Genomic DNA, 25,799 nt, shown 5'->3' with positions numbered 1-25,799 from the left:
CACAACCAGGAGACATCACTTGCCCGACACCGCCACGCTTGCTACGCCGCTACGGCGCATTGCCGACCTGCCCGGTCCGCGCCCGTGGCCGCTGGTGGGCAACCTGCTGCAAATGCGGCCGCTGCGCTTCCACCAGGATGTCGAAGCCTGGTGCCGCGAATTCGGGCCGCTGTTTCGCATGTCGCTCGGTCCTACCGAGGCGCTGGTGGTGTCCGATCATAAACTGGTGTCGGCCGCGCTGCGCGACCGCCCCGACGGCTACCGCCGCCCCGCCGTCACGGAGCACATCGCCAAGGAAATGAAGGGCCGCCCCGGCGTGTTCCTCGAAGAAGGCGCGGCGTGGCGCGAGCAGCGGCGCATGGTGATGGCAGCGCTGGCGCCGCACGCGGTCAAGGCCTATTTCCCATCGCTGGTGGCCGTGGCGCTGCGGCTGCAACGGCGCTGGGCCAGCGCTGCCGACAGCGGCGCCACCATCGACCTGGCGGACGACCTCAAGCGCTACAGCGTCGATATCGTCGCCGGGCTGGCCTTCGGCACCGAGGTCAACACCATCGACGGCGGCGAGGATGTGTTACAGCGCCACATGGACCGCATCCTGCCTGCCGTGTCGAGACGGTCGCTGTCGCTGTTCCCCTACTGGCGCTACGTCAAGCTGGCGGCCGACCGCGAACTCGACACCAGCATCGCCGCCCTGAACACCGCCATCGACGCCCTGGTGGCCGAAGCCCGCGCCCGCCTGGCTGCCGATCCGGCCCGGCGCGCACGTCCCGCCAACCTGCTCGAAGCGATGATCTGCGCGGCCGAAGACGATGGCACCGGCCTGGCCGAAGACGCCGTGGCCGGCAACGTCACGACCATGCTGCTGGCCGGCGAAGACACCACCAGCCATACGCTGGCCTGGATGTTGTACCTGCTTCAGCAAAATCCGGCAGCGCTGGAAGCCGCCCGCGCCGAAGTACAACGCGTGGCGCCTGCTGCCGCAGCGTTCACCATCGAGCAGATGGACGCGCTCGACTACATCGACGCCTGCGCCCAGGAAGCCATGCGCCTCAAACCGGTGGCGCCGTACATTCCGCTCGAGGCGCTGCGCGACAGCGTGGTGGGCGATGTCGCGGTGCCGGCGGGCAGCCTGGTGTGGCTGGTGATGCGCCACGACAGCGTGAGCGACGACCACGTGGCGCGCGCCGCGCAGTTCGACCCAGGCCGCTGGCTCGACGGCGGCGCCATGAACAAGCAGGTGTCGATGCCGTTCGGCGCCGGCGTGCGCACCTGCCCCGGGCGCTACCTGGCGCTGCTGGAGATCAAGATCGCCACCGCCATGCTGCTGGGCAGTTTCGATATCGCGTCCGTGGCGACCGCGGACGGTGCCGAGCCGGAGGAGCTGTCAGGCTTTACCATGTCACCAGTCGGCTTGCGCATGCAGTTGCGCAAGCTCTCGCCGCCATCGGGAGGGTAATCAATGCGCTTCAAGTTCGAAACCAGACGACACGGCCGCTGCCTGGCGGAAGCCGAACATCGTGGCGACCAGGTCGCCATCGATATCTGGTGGGACCAGAACACCGACCCCAAGCGCGTGGAATACCTGCTGCACATCAAGGACCTGCCGCTGCCCAAGCAGATCCCCGAAGGCGGCGCCTTGCAGGACGCCGTGCGCATCGCCGTCAACCATTTCGAAACCTTCAAGGTCAAGGACGGCGACGACTTCGAATTCCATTGCAGCCGCATTACCATGCGTTGGGACGGAAAACTGTATAACAAGATGGGCGGCTAGCGCCTTAGCAAGATGGGCGGCTAGCGCCTTAGCAAGTTGGGCGGCTAGCGCTCGGCAAGACGGGCGGCTGATCACGTGGCGCGGTGGGCCGCGAATCCCGTCAAACCCGGCGCCAGCTCGTCGCGCAAGGTCAGCGCCGGAATCGCGTAGTCGCCCGCGTTCTGCGCCCGGAATGCAATCGGCGCAGTGCTGGCCAGCGTGTCGAGGCGCTGTGCCAGTTGCGCGCACAGTTCCGCGAATTTGATCTCATCGACCTTGCCGGTGCGGTACACCACGAACGGCGGCAGTACCTCGAAGCCCGGATAGAACAGGATGCCGTGCTGGATCGGGAACAGCAGGTCGTCGATCGGCCCGTTGATCCCGCGCGCGCTGTAGTGCGATTCCCAGCCGCCCGTGGTCACCATCAGCATGGCGCGCTTGCCGGCCAGGTTGCCCTCGCCATAGCGGTTGCCCCAGCGCTGGTCCGAGTGTTCGCCCACGCCATAGGCAAAGCCGTTGGCGTACACGCGGTCCACCCAGCCTTTCAAAATGGCCGGCATCGAAAACCACCACAGCGGAAATTGCAGGATCACGGTATCGGCCCAGCGCAGCTTTTCCTGCTCGAGCGCGATGTCTGCGCTCTGCCGGCCACTGTCGTAGGCCAGGCGCGAATCGACAGACGCGTCGAAACGTTCGCCCGCTGCGCCATCGAGGCTGTCGTGCGCATCGAGCGACGGCTTCCACTGCATTGCGTACAGGTCGGACACCTGCACCGCGTGGCCCGCCGCCTCCAGGTGGCGCACGGCAAAATCCTTGAGCGCGCCGTTGAGCGACTGCGGTTCGGGGTGGGCGTGGACGATCAGGATGTTCATGCTGGTACTCCTTTGAATAAGAAGCACACAGCGTAAAGTTTGCTCAGGTATATTGGAAATGAATTCCCAACATAGCAGGTATTAGAATGCTTAATCTTCGACGGCTGGACCTGAACCTGCTCGTTACGCTGGACGTGCTGCTGGCCGAGCATAATGTCACGCGCGCGGCGCAGCGGCTGAACCTGTCGCAGCCGTCGGTGAGCGTACACCTGGCCAGGCTGCGCGACATCTTCGGCGATCCGCTGCTGCTGCCCGGCCCGCGCGGCATGAAGCCCACTGCGCGCGGCGAGCAGTTGCGCGAGCCGCTGCGTCTCGCCCTCGACGCGCTGGGACAGGCGGTGGCGCCGGCCAGCGCCTTCGATCCCGCCAGCGCCACCAATACCTGGCGCGTGGCCGCCACCGACTACGGCGAATCGACCATCGTGCTGCCCGCACTGGCAAGCCTGCGCCAGCAGGCGCCTGGCACCCGGCTGGCGGTGCTGGAACTGGCGCCTGACCGGATCACCCGCCAGGCCGAACAGGGCGAGATCGACCTGGCCTTCCACACCAGCGCCGGTGCGCCGCCGGGCCTGCGCCGCCGCACGCTGTTTGCCGAGCGCTATGTACTGGCGGGCCGGGTGGACCACCCGCGCCTGCAGCGCAAACCCACGCTCAGGCAATTCTGCACGCTCGAACATGTGCTGGTCTCGAACAACGGCGGCGGCTTCTACGGCGTCACCGACGAAGCGCTGGCGCAAGCGGGCCTGACCCGCCGGGTGGCGCTGTCGGTACCGCACTTCCTGTTCATGATCGCGGCACTGGCTGCCACCGACCTGGTGGCGATGGTGCCGGAGCGGCTGGTATGCGGCAACCGCGCCTTGAAAACCGTCGCCCCGCCGATCGAGGTACCTGGCTACGAGATGGCGATGCTGTGGCACGAACGCGCGCACCGCGATCCTGCGCACCAGTGGCTGCGGGCGCACATTCAGAACGCGGTGGCGCCGGTTCGCTGACGTCATGGTGGTTGACGCCGGCACATACACGGTGTTACTGTACTACTTGTACTAGTACAGTGGAAAAACATGATGAACCAGCCGCGCCGCAGTCCCCTGATGTTACAAATCGCCACCGGCGATCCGCGTCCGATCAACCGCCAGATTGTCGATGGCGTCAAGCGCCTGGTCGCCAGCGGTGAGCTGGCCGTGGGCGCCGCGCTGCCCAGCGTGCGCGGACTGGCTACCCAACTGGCGATCAACCCCAACACGGTCGCCAAGGCCTACACCGAACTGACCACCGAAGGCTGGCTCGACGCCCGCGCCGGGCTGGGCCTGTTCGTGGCCACGCCGCGCCAGCGCCTGTCCGATCCCGAGCGCGAGCGCCGCCTGAACGACGCCGTGGTCCGTTTTGTCGGCGACGTGATCGCGCTCGACTATCCGGCCGATGCGCTGCTCGACCGCGTGGCCGCCGAACTGGCCCTGGTCGCGCCAAAAAAAACCGCCTGAACCATACCATCACCAACCAGGAACCTGAATGAACCTGCCCCCTCCCGTCGCCAGCGGCGACTATCTGATCGAAACAGAAGCCTTGACCCTGCAATTCAAGGGCAAGCGGGCACTCGATGGCCTCGACCTGAAAGTGGCGCGCGGCGGCATTCACGCGGTGGTGGGCGCCAACGGTGCCGGCAAATCGTCGCTGTTTCGCGTGCTGCTCGGCTTTGAAGCGGCAACCAGCGGCAGCGCCCGCATCCTTGGCTGCGACAGCGCCCAGCTGACGCCGGACCTGCGCGCGCGCATCGGTTTTGTCAACGAAGAGCACACCCTGCCGCCGTGGATGCGGGTGGACGAGGTGACCGCCATGCAGCGCCGCCAGTACCGCGCGTGGGACGAGCAGCGCTATCACGCGGTGCTGCGCAACTTCAATGTCTTGCCCGACCAGCGCATCGCCGAACTCTCGCGCGGCGAACGCGCCGGCGTCAACCTGGCGCTAGCGCTGGGCCAGGCGCCCGAACTGCTGATTCTCGACGAACCCACGCTGGGACTGGACGTGGTAGCGCGGCGGGTGTTCCTGACCGCGCTGATGGACAGCAGCTACACGGGCGGCACCACCGTCGTCTATTGCTCGCACCAGATGGACGAGATCGAGCGCGTGGCCGACCAGTTGATCATCCTCGAACGCGGCCGCTTGCTGCACGCGTCGGCGCCCGACGAGTTTTGCGAGCGCATGCGCCTGTGGGTGGCCGAATTTCCGTTCCGCGCGCCCGAACTCGGCGCCACTGCCGGCGTGCTGCAAACCGAGCATATCGACGGACTCACGCACCTGATCGTCTTCGACCAGGGCGACCAGTTCGAAGCGCAGCTGCGGCTGCTGGGCGCGCGCAGCGTACACCACATGCCAATCGGCCTTGACCGGGCGGTAAACGGCATGCTGGCGCGCGGCCATATCGGCAGTGATTGCTCCACCCCCATTATCCAAGCAGCCTGAGGAAATCCAAATGCGCGACCTGTTTTTCAGCGAATGCCGCCGTTACCGGCGCCCCGCCCTGATATTTTTCGTGGCCCACCTGATGCTGCTGGTGTTGTTCGGCAGGGTCAACGACCCGCTGGCGCAAGCGTGGCTGGTGCAGGCCGTGATACTGGGCGCCTATGCGCTGGGCGGCCTCGGCTTCGCGCTGCACCAGATCGGCAGCTACCGGCAACCGGGCCGCTGGCTGTGGCTGATGCACCGGCCGCTGCCGCGCAGCGCCATCTTCGGCGCCATCACCGTGGCCTCGGCCACCATGATAGCCCTGGCGGTCGGCGTGCCGCTGCTGCTGGCCGTGCTGGGCACCGAGTGGTTCAGCGAACGTACCGTGGACCTGCGCCATTACGTGATGGTGGCGTACGTCGTGATGATCGTGATCATGGCCTGGCTGACCGGCGCCGCCATCATGCTTGGCGCCAGCCGCTGCGCGGTGCTGGTCGTGGCGCTGCCGTGGGTGATGCTGATGCACGAATCGACTGCCATTGCCCTGCTGGCCATGTGCGTGCCGTGCCTGGTGCTGATGGCGGCCGTGGTCTACACCAGCTTCCAGCCTAACCGCGCCAAGGCGCCGGCAACCGGCATCGCTACCATGCTGGCCGCGCTGCCGCTGGTGCTGGGCCTGTATCTGCTGGCGCCGGGCGGCGTGCAATTTGCCGTGCAACTGGGCGCCATGACGGCCGGCATGCATCCGCAACAGATGCTGCAGCCACCAGCGGACAGCGACTCGGACCTGCGCCTCCTGGACAGCCGCGACGTGCTGCGCCGGGGCCTCCAGAGTGCGGCCAGCGGCGAAGCGCGCGCCGACCGCTGGCGCAGCGAACTGGCGCGGGTGACACCGCAAAAAATCATGCCGGGCTGGATAGGCTACGCCTTGCCACAACAGCTGTCCAACAAAAATATGCCACGCGGAAAGATCAACGATAACCAGCTGTTCAGCTTCAATCACGACACCATGCGCTTCGACCTGACCGACCTTCGCACTGGAGTTGCCACCGCTTCGGTGGGCCCTGGCGGCCCCCGCGATACCACCGGTTTCCCGGCCGTACCGGCGTTGACGGGAAAAATGATGCTGCCGCACGCCATGCTCGATATCGACACCCGCACGCTCACCTTCGCGACACTGGCCACGCTGCCCGCCAACGAAATTTTTATGGTGCGCCCGGTGGTAGCCGTTGATACGGCCTATGCTGTGAGCAACCAGCGGCTGATCGCCTACCGCACCGCAGGTTCGCAAGCGCCGTACCAGGAGCTGTACAGTGTTCCGCTGGACGGTCCGCTCAGCGACATGGCCAGGATCGATGTAGCGCGTTTGTCCGACGGCGTACTGGCGTCGTTTACCGGTGGTCGTGACCGGTCGCATGGTGCTGCCAACGCCGGCCGGCAGACGCTGGTGTTTGTCGCGGCCGACGGCAAGCGGCACACCATCGCCACCCGGGAGATCAAGCCCGACTATCCGCCTTTGCTGGACCAGATCGACTGGTGGATGTCGCCGGTGCTCGAGGCCGTCACCGCCTTGCCCGCGCGGATTTTACCGGGCACTGCGTCCGCCGATCACCTGGCCGCGCCGCTCATGCCGCAACGTTCGGGCCAGATCTGGACCGCGGCAGTGCTGTCGAACCTGCTGGCAGCGACCGGCGCCTGGCTGTGGCGCCGCCGCGCACTGCGCCAACCGGGCCACGCGATCGGCGCGGGCTGGCTGCCGGCCTGCCTGGTGTTCGGCCTGCCCTGCCTGGCAGCCATGATGATCATGTATCCGCACCGTAGCGCCAGCCGCGCCCCCGCCAAGGCCACCGCGCAACAGGTTGTTGCCGTCTAGCACATTCGATGCGCCGCGCTTGCGGCGTATCGAAAACTTCGGCCGCGCTTGCAGTATATGTATAGGATATGCATAATCCTACTACAGACATCGAATTCGATCCGTTCAAGGCCAAGCTCAACCGCGCCAAGCATGGCGTCAGTTTTGCCCAGTCGGAGGAAGCGTTGCACGACTTCATGGCGGTCACGATCGAGGATCCCGACGCGTTTGGCGAGCAACGCTTCGTCACGCTGGGGGCCGATGCCAACGGGCGATTATTGATCGTGGTGTATACCATGCGCGGCGAGCACATCCGGCTGATTTCCGCGCGCAAGGCCAGCAAAGGCGAGACGAGGACATATCATGCGCAATGATTACGATTTTACGGAAGGAAAACGCGGTGCAGTGGTGCCAGCCAGTGGCAAAAGCCGCATCACCATCATGCTCGACGACGACGTCCTGGCGTTTTTCCGCGAGCAGGCCGAGGCGCAGGGCATCGGCTATCAAACCCTGATCAATGCCGAGTTGCGCAAGGCGATGCAGCCGCCAAAAAGCTCCCCACTCACCGTGGCCAGCTTGCGCAAGGTACTGAAGGAAGAACTGGCGGCGCTCAGAACCATTACCGCCTGAAAATAAAAAAACGACGCCGCAGCGTCGTTTTCGTCAGCAAGTCGAACCAGCCTAGATGCGCAAGCCGCTGGCCGCCTTGGCCAGGTCGGTGATGCGTTCCCAGTCGCCGGCGGCAATCGCGTCTTTCGGCGTCAGCCACGAGCCGCCCACGCAGGCGACGTTTTTCAGCTTGAGGAACTGGCCGGCCGTCTCTTGCGAGATGCCGCCGGTCGGGCAGAACGTCACGTCCGACAGCGGGCCGTAAATGGCGTTCAGCATGCCCACGCCACCGGCCGGCACGGCCGGGAACAGTTTCAGTTGCTTGAAGCCGTGTTCGCGCGCAGCCATCACTTCGGACGGCGTCATCACGCCCGGCAGCAGCGGCAGGCCGCTCGATTTTGCTGCCTGGATCAGGGCGGCGGTCAGGCCCGGCGACACGCCAAAGACGGCGCCGGCATCGCGCGCAGCAGCGAATTCTTCCGGCGCGGTCAGGGTACCCACGCCAACGATGGCGCCTTCCACCTCGGACATGGCGCGGATGGCGCCCAGGCCGTGCTTGGTACGCAGGGTCACTTCCAGCACCCGGATGCCGCCGGCGACCAGCGCCTTGGCCAGCGGTACCGCGTGTTCGGGTTCGTCGATCGCGATCACGGGGATTACGGCGGAAGTACGCATAATGTCGAGCAGAGTCATGGTCATGATTTACGCTTCTTTCTTCATCGAGAAATCTTCATCGGAACCCGGCACGGTGTTACCGACCGGATCTTTGTCATGCAGGCCGACGACGGTCGGGATCGGCGACGGCAGCGGGAAGGTGGTGGCGCCTTTTTCCGCCTCGGAAACGCTGTGGCGGAACATGGCAAACAGCTCGCGGCCCATGCCCACGCCGTTCGGGGTCAGGTCGGCCGTGGCTTGTTCACGCGCATTCCAGACGCTCGCTTCCACTTTCGCTTCGAGCGTGCCGGTGCGGGCGCACACGCGGATGATGTCGCCATCGCGCACGCGGCCCAGCGGTCCGCCGGCCAGGATTTCCGGCGACACGTGGATTGCCGCCGGCACCTTGCCCGACGCACCCGACATGCGGCCGTCGGTCACCAGCGCGACGTGGCGGCCGGCATCCTGCAGGTTGGCCAGCGCCGGCGTCAACGCGTGCAGTTCCGGCATGCCGTTGGCGCGCGGCCCCTGGAAGCGCAGCACGGCGACAAAATCGCGGTCGAGCTGGCCGGCCTTGTAGGCATCCATGAAATCTTCCTGCGAGTTGAATACCAATGCAGGCGCTTCCACGGTCTGGTGCTCGGGCTTCACAGCCGACACTTTCATCACCGCGCGGCCCAGGTTGCCCTTGACCAGCACGGTGCCGCCATCCGGCGAGAACGGCGCGGTGATCTTGCGCAGCACCGCTTCGTCGCCCGATTGTTCCGGCGCCGCTTTCCACACCACGCCTTCGCGTCCAACCTCACCTTCGCCGAGGAATGGTTCGGTGGTGTGGGCGCGCAAGCCTTTGCCCAAAATCGTGGTGACATCGTCGTGCAGCAGGCCGCCGTCGAGCAATTCACGGATCACGAAACCGGTGCCGCCAGCGGCGTGGAAGTGATTGACGTCGGCATTGCCGTTCGGGTAAATGCGGGTGAGCAGCGGCACCACTTTCGACAGCTCGTCGAAATCGTCCCAGTCGATCACGATGCCGGCCGCTTTGGCAATGGCCACCAGGTGCAGCGTGTGGTTGGTGGATCCACCGGTGGTGAGCAGCGCGACAATCGCGTTGACGATCGATTTTTCATCGACCACGTGGCCGACCGGCAGGTATTCGTCCGATTGCGCACTGATCACGGCGACGCGGCGGGCGGCGGCCTTGGTCAGCTCGGCGCGCAGCGGGGTATTGGGGGTAATGAAGGCGGCGCCCGGCAGGTGCAGGCCCATCACTTCCATCAGCATCTGGTTGCTGTTGGCGGTGCCGTAGAAGGTGCAAGTGCCGGCGCCGTGGTACGACTGCGACTCGCCTTCGAGCAGTTCGGCGCGGCCGACCTTGCCCTGGGCATACAGCTGGCGGATCTTGGCTTTCTCGGAATTGGACAGGCCGGTGGTCATCGGGCCGGCCGGAACGAACACGGCCGGCAGGTGACCGAAGTGCAGCGCGCCGATCAACAGGCCCGGCACGATCTTGTCGCACACGCCCAGATACACGGCCGCGTCGAACATATTGTGCGACAGCGCGATAGCGGTGGACATGGCGATCGCGTCACGCGAGAACAGCGACAATTCCATGCCGGGCTGTCCTTGCGTGACGCCATCACACATGGCGGGCGTGCCGCCGGCAAATTGCGCCACCGCGCCCACTTCGCGCACGGCGTCCTTGATCAGCGCCGGGAAGCCTTCGAACGGCTGGTGCGCGGACAGCATGTCGTTATAGGCGGAAACGATCGCCACCGACGGCTTTTTCAGTTCCTTGAGCGAGAGCTTGTCGTTGGCGGGAAACGCCGCAAAGCCGTGCGCCAGGTTGGTACATGCCAGGGTGCCGCGCTGCACGCCCTTCACGCGCGCCGCTTCGAGATGCTCAAGATAAGCGCCACGCGAAGGTTTGCTACGCGAGATGATGCGCGCGGTGACGGATTCCAGTACGGGATGCAAGGCCATGTTGATTCCTTATCGATTAACTTATGAAATTTTACTACAAAATGGCGCAGCCAGCGATTTTTCGTGAGGAATCCGTGATCCCGTCTAGCGTGGCGAGCTGTATTGTCTTACTTGGCTAGCTGATTATTGCGCAGAAAAACCGACCTTCACACCCGATAAAATTCCATAATTTCAACAGAACCGTAGTGAATTTACCGCTTTTTCCTGTATTATTCAACCATCTTATTCTTACTTCCATCCGACGCCCAACACTATGCGCCAACCTGCCCTTACCTCGACCGCCAGCTACCAAGCCCTCGCAGCCCACGCCGTTGACGCCCGCCAGTGGCAGATGCGCCAGCTGTTTGCCGACAATGACCAGCGCTTCCCGCAGTTGACGGTCGATGCCGCCGGCCTGTTCCTCGACTACTCGAAGAACCGCCTGGACGCCGACACCATCGCCCTGCTGGTGGACCTGGCGCGTGAACGCGGCGTGGAGACGCAGCGCGATGCCATGCTGCGTGGTGACAAGATCAATCTTACCGAACATCGTGCCGTACTGCATACGGCCCTGCGTTTGCCGCGCGGCAAAAGCCTGGTGGTCGATGGCCGCGACGTGGTGCCCGATGTGCACGCCGTACTGGACCAGGTGCGCGACTTCACCGACAAGGTGCGCAGCGGCGCCTGGCTCGGCTACAGCGGCAAGCCGATCACCGACATCGTCAACATCGGTATCGGCGGCTCCGACCTGGGTCCTAAAATGGCCGTGCTGGCGCTGCGCTCGTTCGCTCATCCACGCCTGAAGATGCATTTCGTCTCCAACGTCGATGGCCATGACATGGACGCCGCGCTGGCCCTGGTCAACCCGGAAACCACGCTGTTCATCGTTGCGTCGAAAACCTTCACCACTGCTGAAACCATGCTCAACGCGAACACCGCGCGCACCTGGTTCCTGCAAAGCGCCACCGAGGCCGACCTGGCGCGCCACTTCGTGGCCGTCTCCACCAACCTCGAGTCGGTGCAGGCGTTCGGCATCGACCCGGCCAATATGTTCCCGTTCTGGGACTGGGTGGGCGGCCGCTACTCCGTGTGGTCGGCGATCGGCCTGTCGGTGGCGCTGGCCGTCGGCTTCGGCTATTTCAGCGACTTCCTCGCCGGCGCGCACGCCATCGACGAGCATTTCCGCGAAGCGCCGCTGGAACAGAATATGCCGGTGCTGCTGGCCCTGGTCGGTTTCTGGAACCGCGAGTTCCTCGACGCCGGCTCGCTGTCGATCGCGCCGTACCACCAGGACCTGAACCGCTTCCCCGCCTACCTGCAGCAGCTGGACATGGAAAGCAACGGCAAGCGCGTCACCCGTGGCGGCGCGGCGGTCGATACCGCCACCTGCCCGGTCGTATGGGGCGAATGCGGCACCAACGCCCAGCACGCCTACTTCCAGTTGCTGCACCAGGGTACCGACATCACGCCGATCGACTTCATCGCCGCGCTGCGCGCCACGCACGACCTGCCGGGCCACCACGACGCCCTGCTGGCCAACTGCTTCGCCCAGTCCGAAGCCTTCATGACCGGCAAGACCGGCGACGAAGTGCGCGCCGACCTGACCGCGCAGAACCTCTCCGCGACCGCAATCGAAGAACTGGTGCCGCATAAAACCTTCCCCGGCAACCGGCCGTCGAACACCATCCTGATGGATCAGCTCACGCCGCTCACCCTGGGTGCGCTGATTGCGCTGTACGAACATAAAACCTTCGTGCAGGGCGTGATCTGGGATGTCAACAGTTTCGACCAGTGGGGCGTGGAGCTGGGCAAGGTCCTGGCCAAGAATATCCAGGCCGAGCTGCAAGGCGAGATCAAGCCGGAACGCCACGACAGCTCGACCAATGGCCTGATCATCATGGCCAAGGCGGCACAGCACCTGTAAGCAAGGATACACACATGGAAACCACCCCGATCATCCAGGTCGCCTGCGACGCCGTCATGCAAACCGGCGAGTCGCCGCTGTGGCACGCCGACGAGCAGGTGCTGTACTGGGTCGATATCCCGGCGCGCACCGTGCACCGGCTCGATCCTGCCAGCGGCGCCCACCACGCATGGCTGCTCGAGAGCGAACCGGCCAGCCTGGCGATTGCCGAACAGGGCGGCCTGATCGTTGCCACCCGCAACGGCGTGCTGCACCTCGATACCGCCAGCGACGCTGTACGCACCACGCTGATTGCCCCCGCGCCGTACGACACGGCAATCACCCGCTTCAACGACGGCAAGGTCGATGGCGCCGGCCGCTACTGGATCGGCACCATCTACGAGCCGCGCGACAAACCCGCTGCCGAGATGTACGTGCTGGAGCATGGACAACTGCGCCGCGCCTGGGCCGGCGGCATGACCAATTCCAACGGCCTGGCCTTCAGCCCCGACCAGAAAACCATGTACCACGCCGACACCAGTGCCCACCTGCTGCGCCGTTTCGACTACGACGTGGCGACCGGTGCGGCCGGCAACGAGCAGGTATTCCGGCAGTTCTCAGCCGACAAGACCAACAACTACGGTGGCCGGCCCGATGGCGGCGCGGTCGATAGCGAAGGCAATTACTGGAGCGCGCTGTTCGAAGGTGCGCGCATCGTCAAGCTCTCACCACAAGGCGAGGTGTTGGCTGAAATCGCCTTGCCGGTGCGCTGCCCGACCATGGTGGCCTTCGGCGGCCCGAACCTGCGCACGCTGTATGTCACCAGCGCCGGCGCACGACCGGCCGAAGAACTGGCACAATACCCGTTCAGTGGCAAACTGCTGGCCCTGCAAGTGGATGTAGCCGGCCGGGCAGAACCGGCATACCGGCAGTAATGTAGTAAAGTTTCTTGCTTTTCGCATTTCGACGTAGTAAATTTACACATCCACCATCAAGCTCTTTTACCTCAGATCTCACTATGGCACTTACCGATTTTGACCTGGTTCTGTTCGGCGGCAGCGGCGACCTGTCGATGCGCAAATTGCTGCCCGCGATGTACGCGCGCGACGTGGCCAACGACCTGCCTCCTACTGCCCGCATCATTTGCGTAGGCCGCGCGGACGCCAGCCAGGAAGAGTTCCTGCACACGGTCGAAACCACCTCGAAGCCGCTGATCAAGTCGCCGGCCGTGGCGCCGGCCGCGTGGGCGCGCTTCACGGCCCGCATCGTGTACGTGTCGCTCAACGCCACCGACGCCACCACCTATGCGCCGCTGGTCGAAGCGCTGCGCCAGGATAGCGCGATTACCCGCGTGTACTACCTGGCCACGCCGCCAGCCATCTTCGCCCGCATTTGCGAGAGCCTCAAGGAAAACGGCCTGGTCACCGCCAATTCGCGCGTGGTGCTGGAAAAACCGCTGGGCCGCGACCTGGCCTCGGCCAAGCAGATCAATGCCGAAGTGGGCAAGGTCTTCGAGGAATCGCAGATTTACCGGATCGACCACTACCTGGGCAAGGAGACGGTACAGAATCTGCTGGCCCTGCGCTTTGGCAACATCCTGTTCGAGCCGCTGTGGCGCCGCGAGTGGATTTCCGACGTCCAGATCACCATCGCCGAGAAACTGGGCGTGGGCAACCGCATGGGCTACTACGACACGTCGGGCGCGCTGCGCGACATGCTGCAAAACCATTTGCTGCAACTGCTGTGCATCGTGGCCATGGAACCGCCCACCTCGATCGCACCGGACGCCGTGCGCGACGCCAAGTTGCAAGTGCTGCGCTCGCTTAAAAAATTCACCCCGAGCACGCTGGCGCAAAACATCGTGCGCGGCCAGTACCGCGCCGGTCACGTCGATGGCAAGGCCGTGCCCAGCTACCGCGACGAACCGGACGCGCCGGAACACTCGCGCACCGAAACCTTCGTGGCCATGAAGGCCGAGATCGACACCTGGCGCTGGGCCGGCGTGCCGTTCTACCTGCGGACCGGCAAGCGCATGGCCGACAGCCTGGCCGAGATCGTCGTGCGCTTCAAGCAGATTCCGCACTCGATCTTCGCCCAGCCCACCAACAGCTTCCAGCCCAACTCGCTGGTGATCCGTCTGCAACCGGACGAAGGCCTGCGCATGAACCTGATGGCCAAGACCCCAGGCGACGGCATGCGCTTGAAGCAGGCCGAGCTGGAATTGGACTTCCGCGAACAGTTCAAGTCGCCACGCATGGAAGCGTACGAGCGCCTGCTGCTCGACGTGCTGCGCGGCCAGTTGACCCTGTTCATGCGCGGTGACGAGCTGGAAGCGGCGTGGGAATGGGTCGAGCCGATCCTCGACCACTGGGAATCGGACGACAGCTATCCGGTGCCGTACTCGGCCGGTACCTGGGGCCCGGCCGCCTCGTCGGCCCTGATCAGCCGCGAAGGCTTGCAGTGGCGCGAAGAAGCGCTGCCGGAAGACTAGGACCCATAACGCCATGCTGCTCGACTCGATCCGCACCCAGCTCGACTCGCTCTCCAAGTCGGAGCGCAAAGTCGCGCTGGCCGTGCTCGACCATCCCGGCCAGACCGTCAGCCAGAACATCACGGCGCTGGCCAAGAGCGCGCAAGTGTCGGAACCGACCGTGGTGCGGTTTTGCCGCACGCTCGGTTACGACGGCTGGCACGAGTTCAAGCTGAAACTGGCGCAGGGCCTGGCGCTGGCCCTGCCCGGCCTGAACGAACAGCCCACCCAGGACGACCTGGCGGCCGACCTGGTCAACAAGATTTGCAGCCGCTCGATCAACACCCTGCTCGACCTGCGCAACAATCTCGACCCCGACGCCATCCAGAAGGCGCTCGACATCTTGTCGAAAGCCAACAAGATCGAGTTCTACGGCCAGGGCACGTCCGGCATCGTTGCCGCCGACGCCCAGCACAAGTTCTTCCGCTCGGGCGTGCCCACGGTGGCCTACGCCGACCCGCATATCCACAGCATTGCCGCTGCCCTGCTGCGCACCGGCGACGCCGTGGTGGCCATTTCGCAGCGCGGCAACAGCCCGTCGCTGGTGCGCTCGGTCAAGCTGGCGCGCCGCGGCGGCGCCGACGTCATCGCGCTGGCGCCATCGGGCACGCCGCTGGCCGACCTGGCCACGGTGCTGATTCCCATCGACCTGATCTTCAACATCGATCCCTATACGCCCATCTCGGCCCGGCTGGCCTACCTGGTGGTGATCGATGTGCTCGCTGTCGGACTGGCCTTGCAACGGGGTCCCGATTTCCGCAAAAAAATGCAAAATGCCCAGAAAGCCTTGCAAGAGTTCGACTTGCAATTCGACTCCTTCATCGGTTGATGTCATAATTTGACAAATTTGCACCGGTCCTGTGCGTCGGTGTGTTGTCGCACATGGCTGCCGCCACAGTACTCCTATACTTCCCTTATGCTACAGTGTGAATAATTTTCCAAGTGCAATATTGCACTTGGTGAATTTCACCTGTGGCATGTAGTGCCCGTGAGAGTGGACATGACTACCTTTTCTGCCGCCAATTCTTCCTCCGATAACGCCTTATCGGCCCGCATTCCGCTATTGCAAACCGGCGTGCCGGGGCTCGACCAGATTTTGGGTGGCGGCTTTCCCTCGCACAGCCTGTACCTGCTGCAGGGACTGGCTGGCAGCGGCAAGACCACGCTGGCGTGCCAGATCGGCTACCACCACGCGCACCAGGGCAAGAAAGTCCTGATCCTCACGCTGATTGCCGAAACCCACGGCAAGATGCTCAATCACCTGAGCAGCTTTTCGTTCTTCGACGAGCAACTGGTGGGCGACCGCATCGTCTTCATCGGCGCCTACCCCGACCTGCTCAAGGGCGGCTTGCGCCAGTTGCTCAAGTCGATCGCCACCACGCTAGCCGAGCAGCAACCGGACATCATGATCATCGACGGCTTTCGCACCGTGCGCGACGCCAAGCCGTCCGACGTGGCGCTGTCCGAATTCATGCTGTCGCTGAACTCGCTGGTGTCCACCATGCGCTGCACCACCTTTTTGCTCTCGCCCACCGAAGGCAATGTGGCCGACTCGGAAAACACCCTGGTCGATGGCTTGATCGAACTGAGCCAGTTCGAGCATGGCCTCAACCTGATCCGCGAAATCAAGGTGTTCAAGCTGCGCGGCAGCAAGCACCTGCTGGGGCGTCACGTGTTCGAGGTGGGCACCGATGGCATTGCCATCTATCCGCGCCTCGAAGCGGTGAGCACGGTGACCGGCTCCACCCCGGTGGTGTCGCGCCAGCGGCTCGGCTTTGGCATCGAAGGCTGGGACCGCCTCACCCACGGGGGCGTCGCCAAGGGTTCGACCACCGCGCTGCTGGGCAACCCGGGTGTGGGCAAGACCCTGATGGGCATGCATTTCATTTACGATGGACTCAAGCGCGGCGAGCCGTGCCTGGTCGTCGGCTTTTACGAGTCGCCCGAGGCACTGCTGGAAAAGGCGAGCAGCGTGGGCCTCGACTTCCGCACCTATTACGACAGCGGCGCCCTGCAGGTCATCTGGAATCCGCCGCTGGAAATCCTGGTCGACAGCCTGGCCCACAGCGTGCTGCGCAACGTGGAAGCGCGCCAGGTATCGCGCCTGCTGGTCGATGGCATCGACGGCCTGCGCGAAATCGTCATGCACCCCGGGCGCTCGCGCTCGTTCCTGGCGGCGCTGGTCAACGAGCTGCGCTGCCGCAACGTCACCACGTTCTTTACCCAGGAACTGGCGTATTTCGGCCAGGCCCCGGGCGATGGCGAAATTGCTGCGTCGATGCTGTTCGAGAACATCATCCTGATGCGCTACGTGGATGTGAACGGCATCAACCGCCGCCAGATCGGCGTACTCAAGCTGCGCGAAAACGGTTACGACGCTGCCAACCACATCCTGCTCATTTCCGACCAGGGCATGAGCATCGAAGAAGCTGTCTCTGGCCCGGTCCACCTCACGCCGACGCTATGAAGAGATGACATGAGCGACTTCCCCGCACATCCCGACGCACACCCGGACGGCAAGCTGATCCTGGTAGTGGACGACGAATTCGACGTCCTGTCGGCCTATGCCATGCTGTTCGAGTACCGCGGCTACCGCGTGCGCACGGCCGGCAATGGCGAGGAGGCGCTGGCGATGGCCGCGCTGGAGCGGCCCGATATCGTCATTTCCGACTACATGATGCCGGTGATGGATGGCGCCCAGCTGTGCCTGCTGTGGCGCAGCGATCCCGACCTGCGCCAAGTACCTTTCATCCTGTGCAGCGCCGGCCTGCTGCGGCGCGACGAAGTGCTGCCGTACGACACCTTCTTCCGCAAGCCGGTGCCGTTTGAGGCGCTGGTGGCCGAGATCGCTCGATTGATCGCCGCCCCCATCCGGAGCTAGTTCACAAATAACAGGCTGTTGTACGGTGTTATCTTTCCGCTTAGGCCACGCTTGAGTACAATAAGGCAATCACTCACTCGGGCAGCGCCATGAACCAACTCGAACAACTCAAGCAATTCACCACCGTGGTCGCCGACACCGGTGATTTCCAGTCGATCCAGGCCTACACGCCGCGCGACGCTACCACCAATCCCTCGCTGATCCTGAAGGCCGTGCAAAAGGACGAGTACAAGCCGCTGCTGGAAAAAGCCGTGCGCGACAACCTCGACCGCTCGACGTCGGACACGATCGACCACCTGCTGGTGGCGTTCGGCAAGCAGATCCTGCGCGTGATCCCGGGCCGCGTTTCCACCGAGATCGACGCCGGCCTGTCGTTCGACTCTGAAGGTTCGATTGCCAAGGGCCGCGAACTGATCAAGCTGTACGAAGCGGCCGGCATCGAACGCGAGCGCGTGCTGATCAAGATGGCCGCGACCTGGGAAGGCATCCGCGCCGCCCAGGTGCTGGAAAAAGAAGGCATCCACTGCAATATGACCTTGTTGTTCTCGCTGGGCCAGGCGATTGCCTGCGCCGAAGCGGGTGCGCAACTGATTTCGCCGTTCGTAGGCCGCATCTACGACTGGTACAAGAAATCGACCGGCATCGAGTACACCCCGTCCGAAGACCCGGGCGTGCAATCGGTCAAGCGCATCTACAACTACTATCGCAAGTTTGGTTACCGCACCGAAGTGATGGGCGCGAGCTTCCGCAACACCGGCCAGATCCTGGAACTGGCCGGCTGCGATCTGCTCACCATCAGCCCCGACCTGCTGCAAAAGCTGGCCGACACCGACGGCAAGATCGAGCGCAAACTGAGCCCGGAAAACGCGCCGTCGGCCGGCGTCGTCAAGATCAGCCTGGATGAAAAGAAATTCCGCTTCCAGCTCAACGAAGACCAGATGGCCACTGAAAAGCTGTCCGAAGGCATCCGCGCCTTCTGCGCCGATACCGGCAAGCTCAAGCAAATCATCTCCGGCATGCGCTAACACTTTGGGGTCAACACTTCGGGGTCAGTGCCGACATTCGGACATTTTTGAACTTTTTCGTCTGGCGATGGTCCACCTAGTGATCAGTTCGTGTCCAAATGTCGGCACTGACCCCGAAGTTGGCGGTGGGTATTTATGTCTGCAATAACGATACGGTTGGGGCGGCGGGCGCGGGCGCGGATTGCTGCTGACGGCTTACGGGCCGGTGATGTGGCGATCGTGCCGGCGGCCGCCGGCGGGCCCAAGGGGCTGATCCTCAATGGCCTCGACCTGTGGCTGTTCGGCAGTTTTCTCAAGGATGCGCCACGGCCGCGCACGCTGGTCGGGGCCTCGATCGGGGCCTGGCGCATGGCCGCTTCGGCGTTTGCCGATCCGGTGGCCGCGCACCGGCGCCTGGCGCACCTGTATGCGCACCAGCGCTATCCGGCCAAGGTGACGGCTGCGTATATCAGCGAGAACATTCGCAACCTGCTCGACGAATTGCTCGACGGGCGCGGCGCCGAAGTGATCGCTCACCCGCATCACCACGTCAACATTCTCACCGTGCGCGGCACCGGTGCGCTCGGGCGCAGCAATGGCGTGCGCTGGCGCGAGATGGCCGGTTTTCTGCTGGCGGCCGCTGGCAACGCGGTCGCCCGCAGCCGGCTGGCGGCGTCGATGGAACGCGTGGTATTTCACCCCGCGCAAGACGATGCCCAATGGCTGCGCCAGCCGTTCGACGCCTTTGCCGCCCATTTCGTGGACCTGTGCACCGACAACCTGCGCGACGCCATGCAGGCGTCGGGCTCGATCCCGCTGGTGCTCGAGGCGGTGACCGACATCGCCGGTGCGCCACCGGGCCCGCACTGGGACGGCGGCCTGATCGACTACCACCTGCACCTGCCCTACCAGCGCGACCCTGACCTGGTGCTGTACCCGCATTTCAGCGACCACATCGTGCCGGGCTGGCTCGACAAGTCCATGCCGTGGCGGCGCGCCAACGACGCCGCCATGGACAATATGATCCTGGTGTCGCCTTCGGCCGCATTCGTTGCCAGCCTGCCCAACGGCAAACTGCCCGACCGCAAGGATTTCACCGCCTACGGCCAGCACCACGACACCCGCAGCCGCCACTGGCTGCACGCCATCGGCGAGAGCGAGCGGATGGCCGAAGCGTTCGCACACTGGTGCGACAAGCCAGACCTGAAAGCAACGTTGTCTTTTTAGATCATTCATATTGATGCCAAAAAGCAACAACTCCGTCGATTCTGATGACCTCTTGCGGTCCCGGGCGCATACTTGAAGCGTGCTAGCCGGCATCATAAAAACGGAGACCCCACCATGAATTTTCTTTCGCACACGCGCATCGGCACCCGCCTGGCCGCTGCCTTCGGCATCGTGTTACTCCTGGCCCTGGTCGCCACCACGGTGGGGCTGATGAATGCCCGCAGCCAGGCCACCGCCACCCGCGAGATGATGGAAAAACCGCTGGCCAAGGAGCGCCTGGTGTCCGACTGGTATGTGCTGATGTACTCGGCCATCGCCCGTACCGAGCTGATTGCGCGCAGCAAAGATGCCTCACTGCCTACGGTCTTTGCCGACGTGATTGCCGCCAGCAGCAAGCGCGGCGCCGAGTTGATGGGCAAGGTCAAGGAACTGGTCGCCAGCGACGAGGAGCGCGTCATGTTCGACAAGATCGTGGCCCTGCGCACCAATTACCAGAACCTGAAAACCGCCGTGGGCAATGCCCGCAAGGCCGGTGACGACGCCGCCGCCGAAAAAATCTTCAACGGCGAATTCACGCCGGCGGCCAAGGCCTACTCGGTGGCAGTCGAAGGCTTGCTGGCGCACCAGCGCAAGGCCATCGACGATACCGCCCACGCCATCGATGCCGCCAACGACCGCGCCAACCAGTTGCTGCTCGTACTCACGGTGCTGATGGTGACCATCGGCTCGCTGGCGGCCTGGATCATTTCACGCTCGATCACGGCGCCTTTGAAGTCGGCCGTCGACATTGCCGCCAAGGTGGCCGACGGCGACCTCACCACCCGCTTCGACACCCACGTCCAGCGCTCCGAAATCGGCGCGCTGATGACGGCGCTGAAGGGCATGAACGATTCGCTGGTCAACGTGGTCAGCCAAGTGCAGACCGGCACCCGGACGATCGCCAGCGCCTCGCATGAAATCGCCGCCGGCAATATGGACCTGTCGCAACGCACCGAGGAGCAAGCCAGCTCGCTCGAAGAAACCGCGTCGTCGATGGAAGAACTGACCTCCACCGTGCGCCAGAATGCCGACAACGCGCGCCAGGCCAACCAGCTGGCCAAGACCGCGTCGGAGGTGGCGGAAAAAGGCGGCGCCATCGTCGGCCAGGTGGTCGACACCATGGGCACCATCAACGATTCGTCGCGCAAGATCTACGACATCATTTCCGTCATCGACGGCATCGCCTTCCAGACCAACATCCTGGCGCTGAACGCCGCAGTGGAAGCGGCGCGCGCCGGCGAACAGGGACGTGGTTTTGCGGTCGTGGCGTCCGAAGTGCGCAACCTGGCGCAGCGCTCGGCCGGTGCGGCCAAGGAGATCAAGGAGCTGATTGGCAATTCGGTGGACCAGGTCGATATCGGCTCGAAGCTGGTAAAAGAAGCCGGTGCCACCATGGACGACGTGGTGGCCAGCGTGCGCCGCGTGACCGACATCATGGGTGAAATCACCTCGGCCAGCAGCGAGCAAAGCATCGGCATCGACCAGGTCAATACAGCGATCACGCAGATGGACCAGGTGACGCAGCAGAACGCGGCGCTGGTGGAAGAAGCGGCGGCAGCGGCGGCCAGCATGCAGGAGCAGGCCGAGCGGCTGGCGGAAGTGGCGTCGTCGTTCCGGCTGGAGGCGGGCGCTGTGGCTTTGCCTGTGGCAGCGCCGGTGTCGGCTGCTTCTGCTGCGCGCAAGCTGGCGGCGGTGAAACCGGTGGCGGCGCGCCGTCCAGCGCCAGCACTGAAGCCGGCATCGCGGCTGGCCGCCAAACCGGCGCTGACCTCGGTGCCGCGCAAGCCGGCGACAGTCGGTGGCGACAAGGACTGGGAAGAATTCTAGAACGCTCCCGCGTGCTCACGCCCCTAAAAACATCTCCTGCAAATCATTGAGGAACCGCTGCCCCAGCTCGGTAGGCCGTATCACCTTGTAGTCGCGGTAGATCAGGCCCTTGGCTTCGGCTGCGTTCAGCGTCTTCTCAATCGCATTCATGCTCATGCCGGTGCGCTCGGCAAACAGGTTGGGGTCGAAGCCGCCGCGCAGGCGCAGGGTGTTGAGCATGAACTCGAAGCCCATGTCCTCGCGCGCGATCTCGTGCTCTTCCTGTACGGGCGCACCGAGTTTTGCCTGGTCCATGTACGCGCGCGGCTGCTTGTACCTGGCCTGGCGCAGCACCCGGTGTGGGAACGACAGCTTGGAGTGCGCGCCGGCGCCGATACCGAGGTAGTCGCCGAACTCCCAGTAATTGAGGTTGTGGCGCGCGCGCTTGCCCTCTTTCGCGTATGCCGACACTTCGTAGTGCTGGTAGCCGTTGGCGGCCGTCAGTTCGGCGATCATGTCCTGCATGTCGGCGCTGGCGTCGTCGTCGGGCAGCGCAGGCGGGTACTTGGCGAACAGCGTGTTCGGCTCCATCGTCAAATGGTAGAGCGACAGGTGCGGCGGCTTGAACGCCAGCGCGGTCTCGATATCGTGGCGCGCCTCGGCCAGCGTCTGCGACGGCAGCGCGTACATCAGGTCGAGGTTGAAGTTGTCGAAGTTATCGAGCGCGATTTCCACCGCGCGCCTGGCTTCGCCGTCGTCGTGGATACGGCCTAGCGCCTTCAGGTGGCGGTCATTGAAACTCTGGATGCCGATCGACAGGCGGTTGACGCCGCTGGCGCGGTACGAACGGAATTTCTCCGCCTCGAACGTGCCCGGGTTGGCTTCCATGGTGATCTCGGTATCGGCATCGAACGGCAGCAGGGTGCGCACGTCCGACAGCAGCCGGTCGAGACCAGCGGCCGACATCAGGCTCGGTGTGCCACCGCCAATAAAGATGGTATAGATCTTCCTGCCCCAGATCAGCGGCAGCGCCATTTCCAGGTCCAGGCGCAGCGCGTCCAGGTATTCCTGCTCGGGGAAGGCGCCGCCCTCCTTTGCTTCGTGCGAGTTGAAATCGCAATACGGGCACTTGCGCACGCACCACGGGAAGTGGATGTACAGCGACAGCGGCGGCAACGCGGTCAGGTTGAGCGCACCGCTTTTCAGGTACTTGAGGGCGACGCCGGCAGCGTCACCGAGGTCGGCGCCCCCGGCAACTGTACCGGTAGCTGTACTGGGTGTACTGGTGACCTTACTGGTAGCGCCGACGATCTTGATCGGTATCATTTCAGCTTCTCAACCAGCGCGCGCAGGGCCTGGCCGCGGTGCGACAGGGCGTTCTTTTCGTCGGACGTCAGCTCGGCGGCGCATTTGCCCAGTGACGGGATGTAGAAATACGGGTCGTAGCCGAATCCGCCGCTGCCGCGCGGGGCGTCGAGCATTTCACCATTCCAGCGGCCGTCGGCAATGATCGGCTGCGGGTCGTCGGCATGGCGCACGAACACCAGCACGCAATAGTAATAGGCCGAGCGGTCGGTGTGCTGGGCCAGGTCGGCCACCATTTTTTCGTTGTTGCGGGCGTCGGACTTCGGTTCGCCGGCAAAGCGCGCCGAATACACGCCGGGTGCGCCGCCAAAGGCGTTGATGCACACGCCCGAGTCGTCGGCCAGCGCCGGCAGGCCCGTGATGCGGGCGGCGTGGCGGGCTTTTTGCAGGGCGTTTTCCACGAAGGTGTGGAACGGCTCGTCCGCTTCCGGCACGTCGTACTCGCCCTGGGCGTGGACCGAGTACCCCACGGTGGCGAGCAACTGGTTGAATTCCTTGAGTTTGCCGGCGTTGTTGGAGGCGAGGATCAGGCGTTGGGTCATGGCGATGGCGGCTTCAAAATCTGGGAAGCCGCCATTGTAAACCGTTTGCCGGGTTGGAACCTCAGGCCAGGCCGAGCGCCTGCTTTTGCAGAACGATCAGGTCGGCGATGCCGCCCTGGGCCAGGTCCAGCAGGCGGTTCATGCCGGCGCGGTCGAACGCCGCGCCTTCGGCCGTGCCCTGCACTTCGATGAAATGGCCGGCGTCGTTCATGACCACGTTCATGTCGGTGTCGCAGTTGGAATCCTCGATATAGTCGAGGTCCAGCACCGGCGTGCCCTGGTACACGCCCACCGAAATGGCGGCAACAAAGTTTTTCAGCGGGATGGCCGGCACCGCGCCGCGCGCAACCAGCTTGGAAAACGCGTCGTACGCCGCCACCATGGCGCCGGTGATCGACGCGGTGCGGGTACCGCCGTCGGCCTGGATCACGTCGCAATCGAGGTGCAGCGTGCGTTCGCCGAAGGCGTTGAGGTCGAACGCGGCGCGCAGCGAACGGCCGATCAGGCGCTGGATTTCCTGGGTGCGGCCCGACTGCTTGCCGCGCGCCGCTTCGCGGTCCATGCGGGTGTGGGTGGAACGCGGCAGCATGCCGTATTCGGCCGTCATCCAGCCTTGGCCCTTGCCTTTCAGGAAACCCGGCACCTTGTCTTCGATACTTGCGGTACAGATGACCTTGGTGTCGCCGCATTCGATCAGCACCGAACCTTCGGCGTGCTTGGTGTAATCGCGGGTCAGGCGCAGGGTGCGCAGTGCATCGACGGCGCGGCCGCTCGGGCGAAAGTCTGAAGTCATGGTGTAATCCTGGCAGTTTGATGGTCCGGCAGCATAGACCACAAGCTGCACTTGCACAACCGCGCCAGGGCCTCGTACTTCAGGTAAACAATACTGAACCCACCAGCCGCAATTTTCTTTACAATGCAATATCCAGCAATTTCCAGACCATCCGGCAATGGCAGTGTGGAGCGCAGCCACCAGACTTATTACCCTGACAACCGGATGTGTGGATAAATCACTGTTTTGTAAAAGATTAATCGGGGATATCCATTGAGCATTTCCAGCATGACGGGCTACGCGGTCGCCACCAGTGAGAGTGCGGCAGGAACACTGACCATCGAGATCAAGAGTGTTAACTCCCGGTTTCTCGACCTTCAGTTTCGAATTAATGACGATTTACGCGCGCTTGAACCCGATCTGCGCTCGGCAATCATGGCTGCCATCACACGTGGCAAGGTGGAGCTGCGCCTGAGCTTTGGCCGCAAGGCCGCCACCACCGGCGCCCAGGCGCTGAACATGCCCCTGCTCACCGAGCTGCAACGCTTGCAGGCCGAAGTGGGCGCGCATTTCCCCGGCGCCCAGGCGATGTCGGTGGCCGAGCTGCTTCGCTGGCCCGGCGTGATCGAAGAAGCGCAAATCGGCCAGGAGTCGCTGCAGGCGGACGTCGCCGCGCTGACCGTGCGCACCGTGCAGGCGTTCGTGCTGAGCCGCCAGCGCGAAGGCGCGGCGCTCGAAGCGATGCTGATTTCGCGCATCGAGGCGATGGAAGCGATCGTCAAGCGCATCACCCCGTTGATTCCGCAAGTGGTGGCGGCATTCCAGCAAAAAGCGGTCGAGCGCATGCAGGACGCGCTGGGGCTGGCCTGCCAGGGCTCGAATTCGTCGCTGTCGCGCCAGGATGCATTGGAGCGCATCCGCCAGGAAGTGATCTTGTACGGCATCCGCATCGACGTCGCCGAAGAACTGGGCCGGCTGTCGGCGCACCTGGGCGAAACCCGCCACATCCTGAAAAAAGGCGGCCAGGTCGGCAAGCGCCTGGACTTCATGATGCAGGAGCTGAACCGCGAAGCCAACACCCTGGGCGCCAAGGCATCGGTCAAGGAACTGGCCGACGCGTCGATGGAATTGAAGCTGCTGATCGAGCAGATGCGCGAGCAGGTGCAAAACCTCGAGTAAGACGCCTTACAGCAGCTTGTCCAGTTTCAATACCTGCACGTCCACCTTGCCGCCCACTTCCTGCAACAGCGCCTGGAAGTGCGGCGTCGCTTCATGCTCGGTCAGGGCCTGCTGATCGCGCCACGTCTCGATCATCACAAACCGTCCCGCGTGCTCGATATCTGCGTGCAGCTCGTAGCGCGAGCAGCCGGCTTCGGCGCGGCTGGGCGGGACGATTTTTTCCAGCGCCGCTTTGAGGGTGGCTTCGTGGCCCGGCCTGGCGGTCAGGGTGGCGACGACGATGAGGTCTTTCATAATTTTCCCGGTAAGTAAAATTTCCCGTTAATATTGGGTTCGTTTGCAAAAGGAAAAGAGCCCGGCTTTAAAAATCCCGCTATCATTTGAACTCAACTACGGCAGCTCAAATCGGGAGC

The 25,799-nt window shown here is 64.0% G+C and carries 25 protein-coding genes and 1 pseudogene; 18 read left to right on the top strand and 8 right to left on the bottom strand.

Translation table 11 applies throughout. From position 1 onward, the window contains the following. Positions 1–19: 19 nt before the first annotated feature. Positions 20–1,456 carry a cytochrome P450 gene (locus SR858_RS05275; protein ID WP_019922779.1) on the top strand — a complete coding sequence of 479 codons (1,437 nt, stop codon included), beginning with the start codon at positions 20–22 and terminating at the stop codon, positions 1,454–1,456. 3 nt (positions 1,457–1,459) lie between these two features. Next, positions 1,460–1,771, top strand: a complete 312-nt coding sequence (locus tag SR858_RS05270) for a hypothetical protein (protein WP_019922780.1) — start codon at positions 1,460–1,462, stop codon at positions 1,769–1,771. A gap of 71 nt (positions 1,772–1,842) precedes the next feature. Here the strand turns inward: SR858_RS05270 and SR858_RS05265 are convergent, their stop codons facing one another. Next, complete coding sequence (locus SR858_RS05265) at positions 1,843–2,622, bottom strand: NAD(P)H-dependent oxidoreductase (RefSeq protein ID WP_019922781.1); 780 nt, start codon at positions 2,620–2,622, stop codon at positions 1,843–1,845. Between the two features lie 86 nt (positions 2,623–2,708). On the opposite strand from SR858_RS05265, the gene SR858_RS05260 reads away from it, so the two are divergent. The 6 genes from SR858_RS05260 to SR858_RS05235 all read left to right on the top strand — a co-directional run bounded on the left by SR858_RS05260 (position 2,709) and on the right by SR858_RS05235 (position 7,546). Beyond that, positions 2,709–3,614 (top strand): LysR family transcriptional regulator, encoded by a 906-nt coding sequence (locus SR858_RS05260; protein WP_019922782.1) that lies wholly within the window; start codon positions 2,709–2,711, stop codon positions 3,612–3,614. 69 nt (positions 3,615–3,683) lie between these two features. Further along, the gene (locus tag SR858_RS05255; protein ID WP_322534495.1) at positions 3,684–4,103 is read left to right on the top strand and encodes a GntR family transcriptional regulator; all 420 of its coding nucleotides are present in this window, start codon (positions 3,684–3,686) and stop codon (positions 4,101–4,103) included. Between the two features lie 28 nt (positions 4,104–4,131). Continuing rightward, positions 4,132–5,082 (top strand): ABC transporter ATP-binding protein, encoded by a 951-nt coding sequence (locus SR858_RS05250; RefSeq protein ID WP_019922784.1) that lies wholly within the window; start codon positions 4,132–4,134, stop codon positions 5,080–5,082. 10 nt (positions 5,083–5,092) lie between these two features. After that, positions 5,093–6,937, top strand: coding sequence for a hypothetical protein (locus SR858_RS05245; protein ID WP_019922785.1), 1,845 nt, complete (start codon positions 5,093–5,095; stop codon positions 6,935–6,937). Positions 6,938–7,005: 68 nt separating this feature from the next. Further along, positions 7,006–7,290, top strand: a complete 285-nt coding sequence (locus tag SR858_RS05240) for a BrnT family toxin (protein ID WP_019922786.1) — start codon at positions 7,006–7,008, stop codon at positions 7,288–7,290. After that, on the top strand, positions 7,280–7,546 hold the full coding sequence (locus tag SR858_RS05235; RefSeq protein ID WP_019922787.1) for a BrnA antitoxin family protein: 267 nt from the start codon (positions 7,280–7,282) through the stop codon (positions 7,544–7,546). Before SR858_RS05240 ends, SR858_RS05235 begins: the two co-directional genes overlap by 11 nt. A 51-nt stretch (positions 7,547–7,597) precedes the next feature. Here the strand turns inward: SR858_RS05235 and eda are convergent, their stop codons facing one another. Together eda and edd are read right to left on the bottom strand one after the other, a co-directional pair. Continuing rightward, entirely contained in the window at positions 7,598–8,224 is a 627-nt protein-coding gene (gene eda, locus SR858_RS05230; protein WP_019922788.1) for a bifunctional 4-hydroxy-2-oxoglutarate aldolase/2-dehydro-3-deoxy-phosphogluconate aldolase, read from the bottom strand. Between the two features lie 3 nt (positions 8,225–8,227). Further along, complete coding sequence (gene edd, locus SR858_RS05225) at positions 8,228–10,159, bottom strand: phosphogluconate dehydratase (protein WP_019922789.1); 1,932 nt, start codon at positions 10,157–10,159, stop codon at positions 8,228–8,230. Between the two features lie 253 nt (positions 10,160–10,412). Between edd and pgi the strand changes: the two genes are divergently transcribed. From pgi to SR858_RS05180, 9 genes are all read left to right on the top strand, one after another. Then, entirely contained in the window at positions 10,413–12,062 is a 1,650-nt protein-coding gene (gene pgi / locus SR858_RS05220) for a glucose-6-phosphate isomerase (protein ID WP_019922790.1), read from the top strand. Between the two features lie 14 nt (positions 12,063–12,076). Continuing rightward, complete coding sequence (locus SR858_RS05215) at positions 12,077–12,976, top strand: SMP-30/gluconolactonase/LRE family protein (RefSeq protein WP_019922791.1); 900 nt, start codon at positions 12,077–12,079, stop codon at positions 12,974–12,976. 83 nt (positions 12,977–13,059) lie between these two features. Further along, complete coding sequence (gene zwf, locus SR858_RS05210; RefSeq protein WP_019922792.1) at positions 13,060–14,532, top strand: glucose-6-phosphate dehydrogenase; 1,473 nt, start codon at positions 13,060–13,062, stop codon at positions 14,530–14,532. 13 nt (positions 14,533–14,545) lie between these two features. Further along, positions 14,546–15,400 carry an SIS domain-containing protein gene (locus SR858_RS05205; protein WP_019922793.1) on the top strand — a complete coding sequence of 285 codons (855 nt, stop codon included), beginning with the start codon at positions 14,546–14,548 and terminating at the stop codon, positions 15,398–15,400. Between the two features lie 171 nt (positions 15,401–15,571). Beyond that, a complete protein-coding gene (locus SR858_RS05200; RefSeq protein WP_019922794.1) occupies positions 15,572–17,038 on the top strand; it encodes an ATPase domain-containing protein in 1,467 nt (488 codons plus the stop codon). A gap of 9 nt (positions 17,039–17,047) precedes the next feature. Then, positions 17,048–17,452 (top strand): response regulator, encoded by a 405-nt coding sequence (locus SR858_RS05195; protein WP_019922795.1) that lies wholly within the window; start codon positions 17,048–17,050, stop codon positions 17,450–17,452. An 89-nt stretch (positions 17,453–17,541) separates the two neighbouring features. After that, positions 17,542–18,477 (top strand): transaldolase, encoded by a 936-nt coding sequence (tal, locus tag SR858_RS05190; protein WP_019922796.1) that lies wholly within the window; start codon positions 17,542–17,544, stop codon positions 18,475–18,477. A gap of 135 nt (positions 18,478–18,612) precedes the next feature. Further along, positions 18,613–19,683 (top strand): hypothetical protein, encoded by a 1,071-nt coding sequence (locus SR858_RS05185; RefSeq protein WP_026637449.1) that lies wholly within the window; start codon positions 18,613–18,615, stop codon positions 19,681–19,683. A gap of 114 nt (positions 19,684–19,797) precedes the next feature. Beyond that, entirely contained in the window at positions 19,798–21,549 is a 1,752-nt protein-coding gene (locus tag SR858_RS05180; protein WP_019922798.1) for a methyl-accepting chemotaxis protein, read from the top strand. Positions 21,550–21,564: 15 nt separating this feature from the next. Here the strand turns inward: SR858_RS05180 and hemW are convergent, their stop codons facing one another. From hemW to SR858_RS05160, 4 genes and pseudogenes are all read right to left on the bottom strand, one after another. Further along, positions 21,565–22,854, bottom strand: a complete 1,290-nt coding sequence (gene hemW / locus SR858_RS05175; RefSeq protein ID WP_019922799.1) for a radical SAM family heme chaperone HemW — start codon at positions 22,852–22,854, stop codon at positions 21,565–21,567. Continuing rightward, on the bottom strand, positions 22,851–23,435 hold the full coding sequence (rdgB, locus tag SR858_RS05170) for an RdgB/HAM1 family non-canonical purine NTP pyrophosphatase (protein WP_019922800.1): 585 nt from the start codon (positions 23,433–23,435) through the stop codon (positions 22,851–22,853). Before rdgB ends, hemW begins: the two co-directional genes overlap by 4 nt. A gap of 61 nt (positions 23,436–23,496) precedes the next feature. Next, a complete protein-coding gene (gene rph / locus SR858_RS05165) occupies positions 23,497–24,228 on the bottom strand; it encodes a ribonuclease PH (protein WP_019922801.1) in 732 nt (243 codons plus the stop codon). Between the two features lie 71 nt (positions 24,229–24,299). Then, positions 24,300–24,404, bottom strand: a pseudogene (locus tag SR858_RS05160) (serine/threonine protein kinase); the annotation flags it as partial. A 91-nt stretch (positions 24,405–24,495) separates the two neighbouring features. Between SR858_RS05160 and SR858_RS05155 the strand changes: the two are divergent. Beyond that, on the top strand, positions 24,496–25,386 hold the full coding sequence (locus SR858_RS05155) for a YicC/YloC family endoribonuclease (RefSeq protein ID WP_026637450.1): 891 nt from the start codon (positions 24,496–24,498) through the stop codon (positions 25,384–25,386). Between the two features lie 6 nt (positions 25,387–25,392). Here the strand turns inward: SR858_RS05155 and SR858_RS05150 are convergent, their stop codons facing one another. Further along, complete coding sequence (locus SR858_RS05150; RefSeq protein WP_019922803.1) at positions 25,393–25,680, bottom strand: putative quinol monooxygenase; 288 nt, start codon at positions 25,678–25,680, stop codon at positions 25,393–25,395. Positions 25,681–25,799: the final 119 nt, after the last annotated feature.

The sequence above is a fragment of the Duganella zoogloeoides genome (genome assembly GCF_034479515.1).
Lineage (GTDB): Bacteria > Pseudomonadota > Gammaproteobacteria > Burkholderiales > Burkholderiaceae_D > Rugamonas > Rugamonas zoogloeoides.
The sequence above is the reverse complement of the archived record's forward strand: the minus strand, read 5'-3'. Positions and strand labels throughout refer to the sequence as shown.